Annotated in this window: 18 protein-coding genes, 1 pseudogene and 1 riboswitch; of the genes and pseudogenes, 17 read left to right on the forward strand and 2 right to left on the reverse strand. The window is 34.7% G+C overall.

What is annotated here, in order from left to right; genetic code table 11:
* Positions 1–30: 30 nt before the first annotated feature.
* From parE to msrA, 7 genes are all read left to right on the forward strand, one after another.
* The gene (gene parE, locus J3U50_RS05270; RefSeq protein WP_053791719.1) at positions 31–2,001 is read left to right on the forward strand and encodes a DNA topoisomerase IV subunit B; all 1,971 of its coding nucleotides are present in this window, start codon (positions 31–33) and stop codon (positions 1,999–2,001) included.
* Between the two features lie 15 nt (positions 2,002–2,016).
* Entirely contained in the window at positions 2,017–4,482 is a 2,466-nt protein-coding gene (gene parC / locus J3U50_RS05275; protein WP_301945729.1) for a DNA topoisomerase IV subunit A, read from the forward strand.
* A gap of 128 nt (positions 4,483–4,610) precedes the next feature.
* The gene (locus tag J3U50_RS05280) at positions 4,611–5,579 is read left to right on the forward strand and encodes a LysR family transcriptional regulator (protein ID WP_054608119.1); all 969 of its coding nucleotides are present in this window, start codon (positions 4,611–4,613) and stop codon (positions 5,577–5,579) included.
* Positions 5,580–5,600: 21 nt separating this feature from the next.
* Complete coding sequence (locus tag J3U50_RS05285) at positions 5,601–6,527, forward strand: manganese-dependent inorganic pyrophosphatase (RefSeq protein WP_301945730.1); 927 nt, start codon at positions 5,601–5,603, stop codon at positions 6,525–6,527.
* 123 nt (positions 6,528–6,650) lie between these two features.
* Complete coding sequence (locus tag J3U50_RS05290; RefSeq protein ID WP_054605546.1) at positions 6,651–7,358, forward strand: nicotinamide mononucleotide transporter; 708 nt, start codon at positions 6,651–6,653, stop codon at positions 7,356–7,358.
* A gap of 123 nt (positions 7,359–7,481) precedes the next feature.
* Positions 7,482–7,919: a peptide-methionine (R)-S-oxide reductase MsrB gene (gene msrB, locus J3U50_RS05295; RefSeq protein ID WP_054608121.1), complete on the forward strand. Its 438-nt coding sequence runs from the start codon at positions 7,482–7,484 to the stop codon at positions 7,917–7,919.
* 17 nt (positions 7,920–7,936) lie between these two features.
* Complete coding sequence (gene msrA / locus J3U50_RS05300) at positions 7,937–8,458, forward strand: peptide-methionine (S)-S-oxide reductase MsrA (RefSeq protein ID WP_034531164.1); 522 nt, start codon at positions 7,937–7,939, stop codon at positions 8,456–8,458.
* Between the two features lie 243 nt (positions 8,459–8,701).
* Here the strand turns inward: msrA and J3U50_RS05305 are convergent.
* Positions 8,702–9,322 (reverse strand): annotated as a pseudogene (locus J3U50_RS05305) (DNA/RNA non-specific endonuclease); the annotation flags it as partial.
* A 223-nt stretch (positions 9,323–9,545) separates the two neighbouring features.
* Between J3U50_RS05305 and J3U50_RS05310 the strand changes: the two are divergent.
* Positions 9,546–10,091, forward strand: a complete 546-nt coding sequence (locus J3U50_RS05310) for a metal-dependent hydrolase (protein WP_054608123.1) — start codon at positions 9,546–9,548, stop codon at positions 10,089–10,091.
* Positions 10,092–10,118: 27 nt separating this feature from the next.
* Here the strand turns inward: J3U50_RS05310 and J3U50_RS05315 are convergent, their stop codons facing one another.
* Positions 10,119–11,831: an NFACT RNA binding domain-containing protein gene (locus J3U50_RS05315; protein WP_301945732.1), complete on the reverse strand. Its 1,713-nt coding sequence runs from the start codon at positions 11,829–11,831 to the stop codon at positions 10,119–10,121.
* Between the two features lie 157 nt (positions 11,832–11,988).
* Here J3U50_RS05315 and J3U50_RS05320 point away from each other — a divergent pair, with 157 nt between their 5' ends.
* The 9 genes from J3U50_RS05320 to J3U50_RS05360 all read left to right on the forward strand — a co-directional run bounded on the left by J3U50_RS05320 (position 11,989) and on the right by J3U50_RS05360 (position 17,646).
* Positions 11,989–12,858, forward strand: a complete 870-nt coding sequence (locus J3U50_RS05320; protein WP_053792674.1) for a DegV family protein — start codon at positions 11,989–11,991, stop codon at positions 12,856–12,858.
* A 108-nt stretch (positions 12,859–12,966) separates the two neighbouring features.
* Complete coding sequence (locus J3U50_RS05325; protein WP_053791725.1) at positions 12,967–13,923, forward strand: ketopantoate reductase family protein; 957 nt, start codon at positions 12,967–12,969, stop codon at positions 13,921–13,923.
* Positions 13,924–13,987: 64 nt separating this feature from the next.
* Positions 13,988–14,082: riboswitch (THF riboswitch) on the forward strand.
* 65 nt (positions 14,083–14,147) lie between these two features.
* Positions 14,148–14,693, forward strand: coding sequence for a folate family ECF transporter S component (locus J3U50_RS05330; protein WP_054608126.1), 546 nt, complete (start codon positions 14,148–14,150; stop codon positions 14,691–14,693).
* A gap of 20 nt (positions 14,694–14,713) precedes the next feature.
* Positions 14,714–15,181, forward strand: coding sequence for a glutathione peroxidase (locus J3U50_RS05335; protein ID WP_054608127.1), 468 nt, complete (start codon positions 14,714–14,716; stop codon positions 15,179–15,181).
* Between the two features lie 54 nt (positions 15,182–15,235).
* Positions 15,236–15,691: a hypothetical protein gene (locus J3U50_RS05340; protein WP_301945734.1), complete on the forward strand. Its 456-nt coding sequence runs from the start codon at positions 15,236–15,238 to the stop codon at positions 15,689–15,691.
* A 2-nt stretch (positions 15,692–15,693) separates the two neighbouring features.
* Positions 15,694–15,852, forward strand: coding sequence for a hypothetical protein (locus J3U50_RS05345; protein WP_155451842.1), 159 nt, complete (start codon positions 15,694–15,696; stop codon positions 15,850–15,852).
* A gap of 247 nt (positions 15,853–16,099) precedes the next feature.
* Positions 16,100–16,630 (forward strand): GNAT family N-acetyltransferase, encoded by a 531-nt coding sequence (locus J3U50_RS05350; RefSeq protein ID WP_301945735.1) that lies wholly within the window; start codon positions 16,100–16,102, stop codon positions 16,628–16,630.
* A 175-nt stretch (positions 16,631–16,805) separates the two neighbouring features.
* Positions 16,806–17,291 (forward strand): hypothetical protein, encoded by a 486-nt coding sequence (locus tag J3U50_RS05355; RefSeq protein WP_301945736.1) that lies wholly within the window; start codon positions 16,806–16,808, stop codon positions 17,289–17,291.
* Positions 17,292–17,433: 142 nt separating this feature from the next.
* Positions 17,434–17,646 carry a hypothetical protein gene (locus J3U50_RS05360; protein WP_301945737.1) on the forward strand — a complete coding sequence of 71 codons (213 nt, stop codon included), beginning with the start codon at positions 17,434–17,436 and terminating at the stop codon, positions 17,644–17,646.
* Positions 17,647–17,689: the final 43 nt, after the last annotated feature.

The following is a 17,689-nucleotide window of genomic DNA, read 5'->3' on the forward strand; positions in this document are numbered from 1 at the left end:
ATTATATTGTATGAAAGGGAGTGCGTTACGATGGCTAAGAAGTCAGAAAATTATAATGATGACTCCATCCAGGTCCTAAAGGGTCTGGAGGCAGTTAGAAAGCGCCCTGGTATGTATATCGGTTCTACTGATAGCAAGGGTCTTCATCATTTGGTATACGAAATTGTAGATAATGCAGTCGATGAAGCATTAGCAGGATATGGTGACGAAATTGACGTTACTATCCATAACGATAATAGTATAACTGTGGTGGACCACGGACGTGGGATGCCAGTGGGAATGCATTCATCAGGTAAGCCAACTCCCGAAGTTATCTTAACCGTGCTACATGCCGGTGGTAAGTTCACCGAAAATGGTGGATACAAGACTTCAGGGGGACTACACGGGGTTGGATCAAGTGTTGTTAATGCACTTTCAACTCACTTAAGCGTGACAATCGTAAGAGATGGCTACAAATATGAAGAAGATTTTGAAAATGGTGGTCAACCAATTGGAACTTTGAAAAAAATTGGTAAGACAAGTGAACACAGTGGAACAACTGTAACATTTAAACCAGATTCAGCAATCTTTACTACTACAATTTATAACTATGAAATACTAAAACAACGTTTAAGAGAATCTGCCTTCTTGTTAAACGGAATTAAAATTACTTTGACTGACGAACGTGAAGGACAAGAACGAAGCGATGAATTCTACTTCAAAGATGGAATCAAGGAATTCGTTCAATACTTAAACGAAGACAAACACACATTAGGTAACATTATGTACTTTGACGGATCAAAAGATGGTGTTGAAGTAGAAGTTGCCGCTCAATACAACGATGGTTATACAGAAAACACATTATCATTCGTTAACAATGTCCGTACCAAAGATGGTGGTACGCACGAATCAGGATTTAGAAGTGCCTGGACTAAATCATTCAATGACTTTGCTAGAAGGGTAAAGTTACTTAAAGATAAAGAAAAGAACCTAGATGGTAGCGATGTTCGTGAAGGACTATCAGCAATCATCTCTATTAAGGTGCCTGAAGAAATGCTTCAATTCGAAGGACAAACCAAGGAAAAGCTAGGAAGCCCAGAAGTGCGTTCTATCGTCGACAACATCGTTTCCGAACAATTAGGTTACTACCTAATGGAAAACGGTGAATTCGCCCATGAATTGGTTCATAAGTCCCTTCGTGCCCGTAAGGCTAGAGAAGCTGCGCGTAAGGCCAGAGATGAAAGTAGAAATGGTAAGAAGAAACACAAGAAGGAACGTTTACTATCAGGTAAGCTAACACCAGCTCAATCTAAGGATGTTTCTAAAAATGAATTGTTCCTAGTCGAAGGGGACTCTGCCGGAGGTTCTGCTAAGCAAGGCCGTGACAGAAAACATCAAGCTATCTTGCCACTTAGAGGTAAGGTTTTAAATACCGAAAGAGCTAAGTTAGACGATATTCTCAAAAATGAAGAAATTAGTACCATGATTTACACAATCGGTGCCGGAGTAGGTCCAGAATTCAACATTTCTGATGCCAACTACGACAAGGTTATTATCATGACCGATGCCGATGATGATGGTGCTCATATTCAAATTCTACTATTAACATTCTTCTACAAGTACATGCGTCCGATGGTTGAACAAGGTCGTGTCTACATTGCACTACCACCGCTATACAAGATTCAACAAAAAGCCGGTAAGAAGAATCATGTTGATTACGCATGGACCAATGACGAATTAACCGATAAGTTAAAGGAATTCGGTCAACACCCAGCTCTTCAAAGATTTAAGGGTCTAGGTGAAATGAATGCTGATCAATTATGGGAAACTACTATGGATCCTGAAAACAGAACATTAATTCAAGTTCAAATCGACGATGCTGCATTAGCCGAAAAACGTGTTACTACATTAATGGGTGACAAGGTTGAACCAAGACGTGAATGGATTGAAGAAAACGTTAAATTCACACTTGAAGAAGACGGCAGCATCTTAGATACCACCAAAGAAACAGAAAACGAGTAGATAGGAGGAACTATAGTGGTTAATCATTCAGTTATTGAAAAACTAACGCTTGAACAAATCATGAGTGAAAGATTTAGTAGATACTCTAAGTCAATTATTCAAGAAAGAGCGTTACCAGACGTTCGTGACGGATTAAAACCGGTGCAACGTCGTATTCTATACGCCATGAATAAAGACGGAAATACTTATGATAAGGGATTTAGAAAGTCAGCTAAGTCCGTTGGTAATGTTATGGGTAACTTCCATCCCCATGGTGATAGTTCAATCTATGAAGCATTAGTACGTATGAGTCAAGAATGGAAAATCAGAGAACCATTAATCGAAATGCATGGTAACAATGGTTCAATGGATGGAGATCCAGCTGCGGCTATGCGTTATACAGAAGCACGTCTAAGTAAGATTGCTTCTGAAATGCTAAGAGATATTGATAAGGATACTGTTGACTGGGTGCCTAACTTTGATGACACCGAAAATGAACCAACAGTATTACCATCTCGTTTCCCTAATCTATTAGTTAATGGTGCAACCGGGATTTCATCAGGTTATGCAACCGAAATTCCTCCTCACAATCTATCTGAAGTATTAGATGCTTTGATTTACCTACAAAAGCATTCAGACGCTACCTTAGACGACTTAATGCAATTCATTAAGGGACCAGATTTTCCAACTGGTGGAATCGTACAAGGCCTAGACGGCATTAAGAAAGCATATGAAACTGGACGCGGTAAGATTATCATCCGTTCTAAGACAGATGTTGAAGAATTACGTGGTAACAAGACACTTATTCGTGTAAGTGAATTACCATACGAAGTTAATAAGCTACAACTAGTTAAGCAAATCGATGAAATCAGAATTAACAAGAAGATTGATGGAATTGCTGAAGTTAGGGATGAAAGTGATAGAAACGGTCTATCAATTGCAATTGAATTAAAACGTGATGTTGATGCAACTGGTATTCTTAACTACCTATTTAAGAACACTGATCTACAAATCAACTATCACTTTAACGTCGTTGCAATTAATAAGATGAGACCAGAACGTCTATCATTAAAGGAAATTCTAGAATCATACCTAGATTACCAACGCTTGATTGTTGCTAAACGTACTAAGTACGACTTAGACAAAGCAATGGCAAGACAACACATTGTAGACGGTTTAATTAAGGCCTTATCAATTTTAGACCAAGTTATTAAGACCATTCGTGCAAGTGATAACAGAAAAGATGCATGTAATAACTTAATCTCTGAATTCGACTTCTCTGAAAAACAAGCAGATGCGATTGTTAAGTTACAACTATATCGTTTAACTAATACCGATGTAGTCGAACTACAAGCCGAAAAAGATAAGTTAAGTGCAGACATTCTAGAATACAACACCATCTTAAATGACAAGAACGAACTAAATAAGGTATTAACCGAAGAGTTCAAAGACATTAAGAAGGCTTATGGTAACGATCGTCTTACTAAGATTGAAGCAGAAGTTGAAGAACTTAAGATTAGTAAAACTATCACTGTGCCAGAAGAAGACGTTGTTGTACTAGTCAGTCATGATGGATATCTAAAACGTAGTAGTGTTCGTTCATACAAAGCTTCAGAAGTTGAAGAAAATGGTCTAAAGGAAGACGATTATCCAATCTTCTTAGAACAAATGACTACACTACAACACTTATTCATGTTTACTAATAAAGGTAATCTTATCTATCGTCCAGTTCATGAAATTACAGATGCTCGTTGGAAAGAAACCGGTGAACATATTTCTCAAACTATCGGTCTAGCCGATGACGAAGAAATCATGAAGGTTATGTCATTTAAGACATTGAAAGAAACTGGTAAGTTTGTAATCTCTACTAGTGACGGATACATCAAACAAACTGAGTTTGATAAGTTAACTCCTGGTAGAAATTACCGTTCAAGACCTGCTGTATTTGAAAAACTAAAAGATGATAGTGCAAATGTAGTTAATGTTGATTACCTAGCAGATGCAAATGCTAATCCAAATGTCTTTATTGCATCTAACGTTGGACTAGCTACTTGTTTTGAATTAGATGAAGTATCATACTCTGGTGCAAGATCTACTGGTGTTCGTTCAATGGAAATTAGGGATGAAGAACAAGTTGTTGATGTGCAACTAGTAGAACAAGACGATAAGGTAGGGATGATTACCCAACGCGGATTCTACAAGAACATGAAGGTAGATGAAGTACCTCTTGCTAGTCGTGCAAGAAGAGGGGTTCAAGTTCTAAAATCATTGAAGAAGAACCCACATGAATTGGTTGACTTTGTAAAACTAGAAAAGGCAACTGATAGCTTTAACCCAATTAGAGTATTTACTAATAGACGCCGTGTCCATGATATTATGCCAGGTGACCATCCAGTAAATGATCGTCAATCAAACGGTTCTGCTGTGATGGATGTCGATGCTGAAGGTACACCAACCAGCATGGCTGTATTACATCCTGAAGTAGTGGCAAATATTAAGTAATATAACTCCAATAGAAATTTATTATTATTATCATAAAATATATTGTTATTTTATGATGAATAGGTTATTATATTTTAATGAACTATTAATAGATAATAATATGTAATAAATGATATAGGGGTATAAGCATGAAAAAAACTAAGCAAGAAAATATTTTCTCTTCTAAGACACTTTCATACTTTTTGCAATTAGCAGAAACTATGAATTACACCCAGGCTGCGCAAATTTTGGGAATTACGCAACCTGCATTAACTCAACAAATTAAAAAACTAGAAAAGACAGTTGGCGCTCCGTTGTTTTACTCAATTGGTAAAAAGCTAAAGTTATCATCTGCCGGTAACATTATGCTTAAGTCAACTAAAGATATTTATGAAATTCTAAACCAAACTGCTGATGAAATTGAACAATCAAACAGTGCATCAACTGGTGACATCAACATTGGTGTTCTATCATCAATCCAAGTTAAAGTTTTTGAAAAGTTCATTGCTCAACTTTACAAGAAGAATCCTGAACTAAAGGTTAACCTAAGAATGTTAACTCGTAAGGAAATTTGGGAAAGTTTGGAAAACAACCGTATTGATTTAGCAATTATGTACTTACCAGATTCATCAATTAAGAACTGGAAGCCATACGAAGCTCAAAAAATTATGAGCGATGACTTAATGTACATTCATCACAACGAAAAATTAGCTGGTAAGGATAAGATTAAGTTCAAGGACACATTGGATCGTCCTTGGGTTACTTACCCAGAAGATTACTTCTTAGATTCAATCCTAAAGACTGAATACAAAGATCAACTTCTAGATAATCCTAAGAGTGGCGCTTGCTTCTCAACTCCTGACCAAATTTTACGTTTTGCTGTTAATACTGGATTAAATACTGCTCTTCCAAGTTCATTTATGATTGACAAAGATGTCAAAACATTGGAAGATAATAATACATGGGTTGCCCGTTTAAATCCAAATATCAATTTTGATTTAGCATTCGTTTACAGAACTAACAAGAAGATGATTCCTCGTGTTGGTTCATTCCTAGACGAATTCGATGCCTTCTTAGATGAAGAAGACTACCTATCAAGATTAAAGGACAACTACTAAAAATACGAAGGAAGTTTTATTATGGCTAAAGAATTAGTTTTCGGACACCAAAGTCCAGATACTGATGCAATTTGTGCAGCTATCGAATATGCATATTTACAAAATGAACTAGGATACGACGTTGAAGCCGTTGCTCTAGGTACTCCAAACGAAGAAACTAAATTTGTTTTAGATTACTTCGGTCAAGAAGCACCTCGTGTTATTACTGAAGCTTCATCAGAAGTAGACTCAGTTATGCTAGTAGATCATAATGAACCTCAACAAAGTGTTTCAGATATTGATAAATTAACAGTTACTCACGTAGTTGATCACCACAGAATTGCAGATTTCAACACTGAAAAGCCTGTATTCTACCGTGCTGAACCAGTTGGTTGTGTAAGTACTGTATTATTTGAAATGTTCAACGAAAAAAATGTTGAAATTCCTGAAAAATTAGCTGGTCTAATGCTTTCAGCAATCATTTCAGATACTTTATTACTAAAATCACCAACAACTACTGATGTTGATAAAAAGGCCGTTGCTGAATTAGCTAAGATTGCTAAGGTTGATGCTGAAGAATACGGTATCAAGATGCTAAAAGCTGGTACTAACGTTGATGCTAGATCTGACAAGGACCTAATCGACGGTGACGCTAAGTCATTCACTATGGGTGGCAAAGCAGTACGTATTGACCAAATCAACACTGTTGATTTAAATGACGTATTAAAACGTAAAGAAGACTTATTAAAGGCAATGGAAGAAGAAGCCAAAGCAGAAGGCTACGACTTATTCTTAGTAATTGCTACTAACGTATTAGACAGTAACTCTGAAGCCATCGTTTATGGTGAACCAAAGGATGCTGTAGAAAAAGCATTTAACCAAAAAGTTTCAGAAGATACAATTGCACTTCCTGGTGTAGTATCAAGAAAGAAACAAGTTGTTCCTCAATTAACTGATGTTTTAGACTAATACTAGGACGTATTGAAAGGACACATCCTAATGGGTGTGTTCTTTCTTTATATATAAAAATATCTGACAGCGTTGCTTCCGGAATACGGCTGTCTCAAATAAAAACAATAGGAGATCTTCAAAATGGTAAAGGTATTTAGAAATTTAGCTACTTCAAAGACAATGGATTTATTAGGAATCGCAATCATCTTCTTATCAGCGTTTCTTTCAGGTTATTTATTCGAATCACTAAACGATGTGACTCATTGGGGCCATTGGGCAATATTTATTCCGTTTGGATTAATCAGTGCCTTTGACGCTTGTATGTCAATCATGTCTACTAGATTGGTCGGCCGTTTTAGTAACCTAGGTAACTGGATTGGTGTTCCAGAAATCATTCTTGGATGTGCAATTGATTATTTATTGGGAAACCATGGGGCAATCTTAACTTATCCAATTAGTTTTATTATCCAAATTTGGGCAATTAGAACATGGACTAACTCTGATAAATTCAAGAAATCTGATTTTATGAATACCAAAAAGGGACAAATTGTTTTTGTACTATTGTCATTATTATCATTAGCATTCAGTTTTGGTATTAATTACATTGGATACGGTAGTTTAAATTCATCTGATTCAGTTTTATATGTATTAACTAGTTTTGTATTTGGAATTTCATTGATTGCAAATATCATGAATGCAATGAAGATATCAACACAATGGAAATTCTGGCTATTATACGACTTTATTCAACTAGCTAAGGCAATTAGCCAATTCAACTTTGCAAACGTCGGTAAGTACATTTATTACATCCTAATGGCACTTGCTGGAAATGCATATTGGAAGGATTAATTACTATATTTTTCTGTGCTAATAATTTGCATTATTTTTTATAATCGTTATCATTATAGTTATGTCGTGTACGATATATCTCCACCGGATATATCAGATCAAGCAAAAGGAGCTGTTACGATTATGAAGAAATACAGTGAAGAAGAATTAAGAAGTAGATTAACTGACGAACAATACGAAGTTACTCAAAATGCCGGTACAGAAATGCCATTTTCAAACGAATATGATAACTTTTTTGAAGATGGTTTATACGTAGATATTGTATCAGGTGAACCTTTATTCACTTCAAAAGATAAATACAACTCTGGATGTGGTTGGCCAGCATTTACTAAGCCAATTCAACAAAGCAGCATTAAGAGTAATTTAGATACCTCACATGGTATGGTTAGAAACGAAGTAAGAAGTAGCGAAGCTAACTCACACTTAGGTCACGTCTTTCCTGATGGACCTAAAGACAAGGGCGGATTGAGATACTGCATTAACTCAGCATCATTAAGATTCATCCCAGTTGATAAGTTAGAAGAAGAAGGCTACGGCCAATACGCTGCAGAATTTAAATAGGAAGGGAGATTTGTTTTATGAGTAAAGATACAGCTATTTTCGCAGGAGGATGTTTCTGGTGCATGGTTGAACCATTCGATCAACAACCAGGAATTGAAAGTGTTATCTCAGGTTACACAGGAGGACACGTTGCAAACCCAACATATGAACAAGTATGTAGCCATACAACAGGTCATACTGAAGCCGTTGAAATTACATTTGATCCTGAAGTAATTTCATACAAGGATTTAGTCGAAATTTACTGGAGACAAACAGATCCAACTGACGCTTCTGGTCAATTCCAAGACAGAGGTGACAGTTACCGTCCTGTTATCTTCGTTAACAGTGAAGAACAAAGAAAAGTTGCTGAAGAATCAAAGAAGCAACTAGCTGAAAGTGGCATGTTCGATGAACCAATCGTTACATCAATCGAAGATGCTAAACCATTCTATCCAGCTGAAGACTATCACCAAGATTTCTACAAGAAGAACCCATTACGAGCTCAAATTGAAGAATTAGGTGGCCGTCAACAATTCAAGGATACAAAGTGGGCTAAATAATAATAAAAAGGTTCCTAGCATAAGCTAGGAACCTTTTTTTTAATACTTATGTCTATAATAGTGACGACGTGAATGGTATTGGTAATGTTTAGTATTTTTCTTATATTCTTTTCGATACTTTCTTTCGTAGTGCTTTTTAATTTCGTGATGAACGACACCTGCTACAACAGCATCTCTTACGTAATGATGTTTCTTGTATGAGTTACGGTGATTATTGAACGATGGCGCGTTTGCAGGTGTAGGCACCTTAATCTCGTTATTTATCTTGGATCTACCGGTTGCATAGTCGAATTCAACACCAGGTTGAACATTGAAGATGTAAACGTTAAAGTTCAGACTTCCATCAATTGAAATGGCTTGCATATGAACACCGCGAGCCATTAATTCATTTCCTCTAAAAATAGGGGTGACTTGGAAAATAACCTTTTTATCTTTTCTAAGTGCTTCTCTGACTTGTGATTCGTAAATTGTTTGTAGTTTTTGATTACTGAATGCAGTTTGCGTAAATAGGTTCTTCAAATTATTTTGATCACCAGATTGTACCGATGGTTCGTATTTACCATTTACGCTGATTCCCTTAGATAAACTGTAGGCAATTTCATGACCACGATTGATAATAGCGTCGTTGTTAACGAATTTTTGGTGCCATCCTGTTGGTTGAACCACTTGTCTGGTTCTTAGGCTGTCATTGGCAATATTACGCTTTTCTAAGTATGCAGTATTACCTTCAGATGTTCTGTTTAAGGAATCAAGATTGGTGTATTCTACGTGGTTATATTTCCAATCAGATGTTTTTAAATTAGACGCATCATTATTCACGGTCATGATTGCTGACGTATTATTTTGATAGTTAAGTGATGCTAAATCACTTGTATTAGTATTGGGCAAATCTTTGGTAACGTCTGATGACTTGCTGCTCTTGGTAGCAGTGCTTTCATTACTATTATTTGCACAGCCACTGAGGACTAATGAAAGTCCAATAGTAATAGTAGCCATTAGTTTAGTATATTTCAATTAAAAATCCTCCTAATAAACCTATGTATGATAAAATAGTTGTCTAATGTTAAATACGTAAGGAATGTTATTTTTGGCGCTAAGAAAAACGCATATTGCTTCAGCAGAAGCAGTAATGATGGGTTATGCCATTTCGACTAGTCAACCATTACCAATTATCATAACTGAGGCAATTGGTGTATGGATTGGTAGTCAACTTCCTGATATTGATCAAAGACAAACTAGAATAAATAAGAAAACCGGTGTAGAAACATCCTTTCTGACCTTATGGGGTCATCGAACCTGGTCACACAGTATTTGGATACCAGCTTTCCTATTTATTTTAGCACGCTACAGCTCTAATAGCCCAATCCTAAATGGAATAAGTGTCTATGGATATAAAGTGATGGGATACTTTTATTTTACGTTGGTTTTGGGATACTTTCTGCATGAACTATTAGATGCTTTTTCGGTTGAAGGAATTAGATGGCTATATCCATTAGGAAATCGTAAAATCATACGTAAGAAGGGCATATTTAGATATAAAGTTCATAGTATGAAAGAAATCATGATTAGATATGTTTCCGTTACGATAGTAGTGATTGAATTGATTTTCTATTTATATAAAAACTTAAAATAAAAAGGGGTGCATCAAAGATGCATCCCTTTATTTATTTTCTCTTAATTGATCAACGAATTCTTTACTTGGCGTTACAAAGATAGTCTTTTGACCTTCGTAAATAACAAATCCAGGCTTAGAACCATTTGGCTTTCTGATTTTTTTAACTTGAACATAGTCAACGGGAACGGTTGCTGAATCTCTTGCTTTAGAGAAGTAGGCAGCCAGCATTGCGGCAGTTTCGATGGTTTCATCATCTGGATTGAAGTCCTTGATGATAACGTGAGAACCGTGAATCTTTTGCGTATGCAACCAAGTATCTCTCTTATCAGCATCCTTCATTGTTAACTTATCGTTTTGAAGGTTATTCTTACCTACAAGAATATGAATACCTTTGTCAGTAATAAATTCTTCGGGTTTACTAATCTTGGTATTCTTATTCTTGCTCTTAGTATTACGGTTGTTATGATGCTTTAAATATCCTTCGTTTTTTAGTTCGACTTTGATGTCGTCTAAATCAGATGGGTTAGCAATCTCAATTTGTGAAAGGATGTTTTCAAAGTAGTCAATTTCATCATTGGTCTTCTTTAATTGTTCAGTCACAAATGAGACAGCATTCTTTTCCTTTTGATAACGTTTAAAGTATTTTTGCGCGTTTTCTGAAGGAGTCAACTGATTAGAAATACTGATGTCGATCTCATTTCCATTATCATAGAAATTAGGAAGGGCAATCTTAGTCATTCCTTTTTGAATCTTGTATAGGTATGTGGTTAGAATTTCACCCTTAATACGATATTCATCAGCATACTTAGTGTTATCCAAAGTCTTTTCAAGTTTCTTCTTCTTGTTTTTATTCTTCTTTAATTCGCTTTTAGCAACCTTAATTAATTGGCCACCTTGTTCACGGACACGATCCAATCTAGCCTTTGTTTCGTAGAAGTTGTCTAGTAATTCACTTAATGTATCATATTGAATGTTATTGTCTTCAAATGGATAGACATTAAAACTATTACTCTTACCATGTTCAATCATGGTTGGGATTGGATTGTCAAAGTGATCGAAGAACTTATCAAACTTATCTTTGACGGTACCATCTTGATGCATTGCTTGAGCAAGGTATAATGATGTGTCTTTACCTAGTCCTTGGATTCTCTTACGTAGTTCAGAAGAAAGCACTTCTTGGTTAGGGAATTCCTTGGTTAAGTCTTCAATTTGGTGATAGTCAACGTTTTCATCAAATGGATTAACCATGTCTTGGTTTGGTGGGGTGATGTATGTGTCACCAGGTAAGATGGTTCTGTATCTATTCTTATCTGCGCCAATTCGTTTGATTGCATCGATGATTCGCATATCATCTTGTGTATCTACTAAAATAATGTTACTGTGTCTAGCCATGATTTCTACGACTAAACGCATTTCCTTTAAATCACCAATTTCGTTTCTAGTTGTGAAATGAAAAATCATTACACGGTCATTATCAATTTGGGATACTTTCTTTAAAACTGAACCACTAAGATGTTTTCTCAATGTCATTGTGAAAGTAGTTGGTGTGTGCGGATTCACGTATGGAATTCTTGAGACTTGCACACGTGCATAATTAGGGTTGGCTGAAATTAAAATTGGGTAGTTTTCATGGTTGGAACGAACTGTTAACACAATTTCATTATCATATGGTTGATTGATTTTGGATACTCGACCACCTGAAACTAATCGATTTAATTCACCAGTCATTGCATGAGTAAATGATCCATCAAATGACATTATCTCATCTCTCTTTCGTACAAAGTATTACATTCTAGTATAACTGATATGAAGGCAAATTAGCAAAAATAACAGAGTTCTCATGATATAAATATGTTTTAATGTTATAATTTTATTTATAAATAATCGTATGTATTATGAAAAAGGATGAAAGATAATGAAAATTGCAATCGTAACAGATAGTACTTCTTATTTATCAAAAGAAGAACAAGAAAAATATGGAATTCATATTGTTCATATGCCTGTAATGATTGATGGTAAAAGCTATGAAGAAGGCAGCAACATCTCAACAGATGAATTCTATGAAAAACTAAAAAACTCACAATCATTCCCAAGTACATCACAACCACCAATGGGTGAGTTGATTAACTTGTATGATTCGTTGGCAGATGAAGGTTACGACACTGTAATCAGTATTCATTTAGCAAGTACCATTTCTGGTTTTTACAATTCATTGTCAGCACTTGCACCAACCATTGAAAACATTAAGGTAATTCCTTATAACTCAAAGATTACTGTAAAACTAATGGGTAACTTGGCAATCGAAGCTGCAAAGAAGGTACAATCGGGGGCTAGCGTCGATGAAATCATTGAACATTTAGATCACGTTAGAGACACAATTGATGAAGTATTCGTTGTTGATGACCTACAAAACCTTGTAAGAGGTGGAAGACTATCAAATGCTTCAGCATTTTTAGGAAGTTTACTTAAGATTAAGCCATTACTAACTTTCGATAAGAAGAGTAATGAAATTGTGGCTTTTGAAAAGGTAAGATCTCGTAAGAAGGCACTTAAACGTACTGAAGAAATCTTCAAAGAAGCTGCTTCTAAGGTTGATTATCCATTAAAGGCAATCGTGATTAATGGTAATGATCCAGAAGCTGGACATGAATGGAAAGAAAATATTCAACAATTATATCCAGATATGAGTATTGAAGAAAGTTACTTTGGACCTGTTATTGGTACCCATTTAGGTAACAAATCTCTTGCTCTAGCTTGGATGATTGATACTGACAAAAAGGACTAGTTTTTACTAGTTCTTTTTTATTATTAAAAAACAATTAGAAAATGCATTGCTTTTTCTAATAATTAGTTCTATACTCATAACAACTTATAAAGATATGAGGTGTTGTTTATGAAATACGGAATTATTGGAGCAGGAGCAATGGGATACAGGTATGGTGTTTTATTGCAAGAGAATGCCGGCGTGGAAGTAGATTTCATCGAAACCTGGGAACCTAATGTTGAAAAGGTAAAGGAACAAGGTGGTGTTTACGTTTCACGTGACCATGAAAATAAACATTTAGTGCCGATTAATATCTATTACCCAGAAGACTATAAGGGACATCCTGATGTTTGGATTTTCTTCAAAAAACAAATGCAATTGGAAGAAGAACTTAAACGAGATAGTGCCGCTGGAATCTTCCATGACGATCAATATGCTTTTGCAGCGATGAATGGTATGGGCCATTTTGATAAGATTGAAAAGTATTTTGATAAAGATAAAATTGTTTGTGGTACAGCAATGATTGCCACCGTTTTAAACGGACCTGGTGATGTTGATTTCATGGGACCAGTAAACGGTGAATCAATGCACTTAGCACCATACAATGATAAAGAACCTGATGAAACTGTTAAGGCTCTATTTAATGACTTGAAAGACGCGAAATTAGGACCAATCATGGCCAATAACTGGATTAACATGTGTATGACTAAAGTTGTGTTCAACGCTGTTGTTAACACTCTTTGTACAATGTTTGAAGTCCAAATGGGACAATTCATTCAATATCCAAAAGCCCCAGAAATGGCAAGACAACTGTTTAATGAATCATTTGATGCTTGTGAAAGAGCTGGAATCTATATGGATCAAACCAGAGATGAACAAGTACAAACAGTTATCGATAACTGTCATCAACTAAAATTCCATTATCCTTCAATGTATCAAGACTTCTCAAAAGGTAGGGAAACGGAAGTTGACTACATCAATGGATACATTGCTAAATTAGGTAGAGATAACGACTACGTATGTCGTACTCATGAATTTGTTGTAAATCAAGTTCATTTGGTTGAACAAATGAGACAATTCAAATAATTAGACTCCAAATATAATTGTTTTGTAATTATAAAAATGATAGTATTAAGTTGCAACAAAAAATTTGGGAGTAGGTAGTTATGCGTAAAGTGCAGACGGAACGGAATGTGAACGTCTGACGAAAACTTAGGTTGCGATGTAACTGCCGCATTCGCCACAACTTTTTTATAATATCAACTTTTTATAATTATATGAGTGGCAGCTCCACTAGGAGATGTCTTTTGATGAATGTTTCAACTTTATTCAGGGTTCCACGTATTAACGTAAGGGACGCCGCTACAATTGCTATTTTAATGGCAATGACTTATGTTTTAGGAAGAGTCGGTATACATACACCAATCGTTGTATTTACTTTCTCATTTTTAGCTACTGCTGTATTGGCTTCAATGTACGGACCAATCGTAGCGGGAATCGTAGGTGGGGTATATGACGTATTCGTTACAATCCTAAGCGGTCAAATGTATTTGCCTGGATTTACTGTATCAGCCGTTCTATCAGCTTTCATTTTTGGTTTATTCTTATACAAAAATGAAAAGTTCAGTCCATGGAAAGCCATTTTAGCTCAATTGGTCATCACATTATTAGTAAATACTTTCTTGAATACTCTATGGTTATCAATGTCAACATTGACAGCTGGATACAGTTTCAAGGTATTCTTAATGACTAGATTGATCAAACAACTTATTACAACACCAATCCAAATGGTGCTACTAGTAGTTGTGCTAGGTAATCCAATTATGCAAAAGTTGATAAAATCTCGTTGGAAATAATTTAGATTTGGAGTGTAAGTATGAGTACTATCTATGATTACCAGTTAACTGAAATGAATGGTCAATCCATCAATTTCGGTGATTTAAAGGGTAAGGTTATCTTAATAGTTAATACAGCTAGCAAGTGTGGTCTTGCTGGACAATTAAAAGATTTACAATACTTATATGATAAGTACAAAGATCAAGGACTTGTCTTAGTTGGTGTACCATCCAATCAATTCCACATGGAATTAAATAGTGATGAAAAGACCAGCGAATACTGTCAATTACATTATGGGGTTACATTCCCAATGGCTAAACAAGCAAAGGTAAATGGCAAAGATGAATTACCATTATTTACATACTTGAAGTCAGCATCTGGTAAGGGTCGTATTAAATTTAATTACACCAAATTCTTGATTAATAAAAATGGTGAATTCGTAAAACGTTACTCGCCATTAAAGAATCCACGTAAAATTGAACAAGATATTATCAATGAACTAGATTAATAACTAAAAGCATCCGTTTCGGGTGCTTTTGTTGTATAAAGGGGGAACTTGGCAATGTTTAATCAGGAAACACTAAAAGAAACAAGATTAAGAACAATTGAATCGTTAAAGGATTTATATGGTTTGTTAGTTTCATCCGCAATTGCATGGTTAGTAGCGTTAATTGGTGTTGCACTAGAGACATTTCAAAACTCGTTAGAACGTGCATATTACTTTTTACCAAGTATAACACCTAAACATTTTGATGAAATCTATCATAATGATTTATCAAACACGTTCAAATATGGCTTTTTAATAATAATCAGCGCGATAGTATTATTTATTATTCTAATGTGGTTACAACGTAAGCACGCATCTGTGATCCGTCGTATGGGTTGGTCAATCATTATTATTGTTCTTGGTGGTTTGGTAATGGCACAAACACTTACTAATGTTTACATGAATCATGATAAAGGTATCAATTATTATCATCCAGAACGCATGTATGAACACCATAAAGGAGGAAAATAACTATGATTGATTATGGATCCAGCTATGTAATACAAGGTTTTATTGCATTAATTGCTAAAGCAATATATTTATGGTTTATAACAACAGCCGTGGTATTGATCATAGTTATAGCAATGTTATTTGTCAGAAATTACTGGCGCGTAATAAAAGGAAAATATTAAATATAATAAAAGCATCCAATTCGGATGCTTTTTTAATACATATATTGATGGGGAATACAGAGAACACTTCTCAGTTTACTTAAAATTATCTACTTTACATAATATATATTATGCGAAGTAGACTTAAAAAGAAGAAGTAGCAATGATTTTCAATTTTACATTTATTTATAACTTAATTTGATTTATATATTCCCGTAATATGTTTATGGTATGATTTGTATAAATTCTTTGGAGGTTTTATTTATATATGATTACCTTTAGCAATCTATCTGATAATAATGATTCAAGTTATTGGTTAGATCTTTATTCAGATTCGTTTCCAATTAACCAACGAATTGATTTCAATGATTTAACTAATATTGCTAATTCTAATGACTCCGTTCAAATGCTGTTAATTCAGTTAAATGCTCAAAATATCGGCATTATTTATCTTGTTGATTTTAACGATCAAGCATTCATATTATATCTTGCTATTGATGCTAATATGCGTGGTAACGGTTTAGGAAAATCTACCATAAACGCCTTGAAATCAAGGTTTAAAGATGGTTTTATCCTTGAATCTGAGTCTGTTTTAGTCGATTCTGCTAATCCTAAACAACGAAATGCTAGATATCGTTTCTATACCAGTAACGGTATGATTGATACTGACTTAGCAAGCAAGGATTCTGATGACGAATTCCACCTACTTACTTCAAATAAGGAGGCTGGTGTTGATCTATACAAAAAAGCTAACCAAATCCTTGGTTTAGATGTAGATGTAATTAAATACAATAAATAGCAAAAAATAGGACGCTCTCTGCTGCACGTTTAAATATTTATATGTATAGTTATACATTTGCGTGCAGTGTGAGACGCCCTAAATACATAAGATTATTTTGATAAGACTTATAATCATGGTTTTTAAGTTTCATATGATAGAATGCATTCATACTTAAATTTTAAGGAGAAGCAAAATGAATGTTTTAAAGTTAAAAAGATCTACATATTTAATTATTGGGATAATAATTATATTGGTTGCTCTAGGAATCAGAAACACTATTGATAATGGTAAGTTCTATCAATTTACAAATAACAATGCTGGATTGCTCGTAAAAGCTGATGAAAACAAAAAAGTTATTTGGAAAATGGTAAATCAAGACTCAGATGTTACATATCTATATTTCAACAAGAATAACCAAGTATTAATTGCTGAGGACAAATCTGATCTAAATGGAATCTATAAGAATCCAAACAATTACAGTGATGATATCGGAACATTTAAAAATAACGGTGGCGAAATTACTTTCAACATCAAGTACGATGAAGAACAGGTTAATATCAAACTTTATAATTTAAAGAAGGTTAACGATAACAAGTTTGTTGGTATTAGTGAAACCGACTCTGGTAGTACTTCATTCAAGAAGAATATCACAATTACCAAAGATGGTTATATTAAATAAATTATTAAATAAAAAGGGACTTTTTCTGTTTTAAAAGACAAAAAAGCCCCTTTTTTTGTACTATATGTATAGTTTTATGTTCTGAATACCTTAAATTATGATATACTTATACACGTATCATTTTTTAATTAAGGAGTTTTTTATGAATTTTATCAAGAATTTTAAAGCCAAAAGCCCTATGGCATTCTGGTCAATTATCGTAGTTGTTATAACAGTTGTTGTAGTAGGTTTTTCTAACAATAAAAATAATGGATCACCTATGAGTTTTAGTGAAACTCCACAGAAGTTTATCTCTGAAGCCGCAAATAAAAAGCAAATTGAACTGAACCCCTTGAGTTGGAGAAATCTAACTTAAGGGGTTCTTTTATGTTTTCTAAAGAATTAAAATTAGCTGCCAT

Origin of the sequence: Lactobacillus sp. B3795 (assembly GCF_026535805.1) — a bacterium.
GTDB lineage: Bacteria > Bacillota > Bacilli > Lactobacillales > Lactobacillaceae > Apilactobacillus > Apilactobacillus kunkeei_C.

Excerpts from the sequence above, each read along its gene's own strand:
- parE (WP_053791719.1), top strand. The coding sequence starts at position 31 with ATGGCTAAGAAGTCAGAAAATTATAATGATGACTCCATCCAGGTCCTA.
- J3U50_RS05280 (WP_054608119.1), top strand. The coding sequence starts at position 4,611 with ATGAAAAAAACTAAGCAAGAAAATATTTTCTCTTCTAAGACACTTTCA.
- J3U50_RS05285 (WP_301945730.1), top strand. The coding sequence starts at position 5,601 with ATGGCTAAAGAATTAGTTTTCGGACACCAAAGTCCAGATACTGATGCA.
- J3U50_RS05290 (WP_054605546.1), top strand. The coding sequence starts at position 6,651 with ATGGTAAAGGTATTTAGAAATTTAGCTACTTCAAAGACAATGGATTTA.
- msrB (WP_054608121.1), top strand. The coding sequence starts at position 7,482 with ATGAAGAAATACAGTGAAGAAGAATTAAGAAGTAGATTAACTGACGAA.
- msrA (WP_034531164.1), top strand. The coding sequence starts at position 7,937 with ATGAGTAAAGATACAGCTATTTTCGCAGGAGGATGTTTCTGGTGCATG.
- J3U50_RS05315 (WP_301945732.1), bottom strand. The coding sequence starts at position 11,831 with ATGTCATTTGATGGATCATTTACTCATGCAATGACTGGTGAATTAAAT.
- J3U50_RS05320 (WP_053792674.1), top strand. The coding sequence starts at position 11,989 with ATGAAAATTGCAATCGTAACAGATAGTACTTCTTATTTATCAAAAGAA.
- J3U50_RS05325 (WP_053791725.1), top strand. The coding sequence starts at position 12,967 with ATGAAATACGGAATTATTGGAGCAGGAGCAATGGGATACAGGTATGGT.
- J3U50_RS05330 (WP_054608126.1), top strand. The coding sequence starts at position 14,148 with ATGAATGTTTCAACTTTATTCAGGGTTCCACGTATTAACGTAAGGGAC.
- J3U50_RS05335 (WP_054608127.1), top strand. The coding sequence starts at position 14,714 with ATGAGTACTATCTATGATTACCAGTTAACTGAAATGAATGGTCAATCC.
- J3U50_RS05340 (WP_301945734.1), top strand. The coding sequence starts at position 15,236 with ATGTTTAATCAGGAAACACTAAAAGAAACAAGATTAAGAACAATTGAA.
- J3U50_RS05345 (WP_155451842.1), top strand. The coding sequence starts at position 15,694 with ATGATTGATTATGGATCCAGCTATGTAATACAAGGTTTTATTGCATTA.
- J3U50_RS05350 (WP_301945735.1), top strand. The coding sequence starts at position 16,100 with ATGATTACCTTTAGCAATCTATCTGATAATAATGATTCAAGTTATTGG.
- J3U50_RS05355 (WP_301945736.1), top strand. The coding sequence starts at position 16,806 with ATGAATGTTTTAAAGTTAAAAAGATCTACATATTTAATTATTGGGATA.
- J3U50_RS05360 (WP_301945737.1), top strand. The coding sequence starts at position 17,434 with ATGAATTTTATCAAGAATTTTAAAGCCAAAAGCCCTATGGCATTCTGG.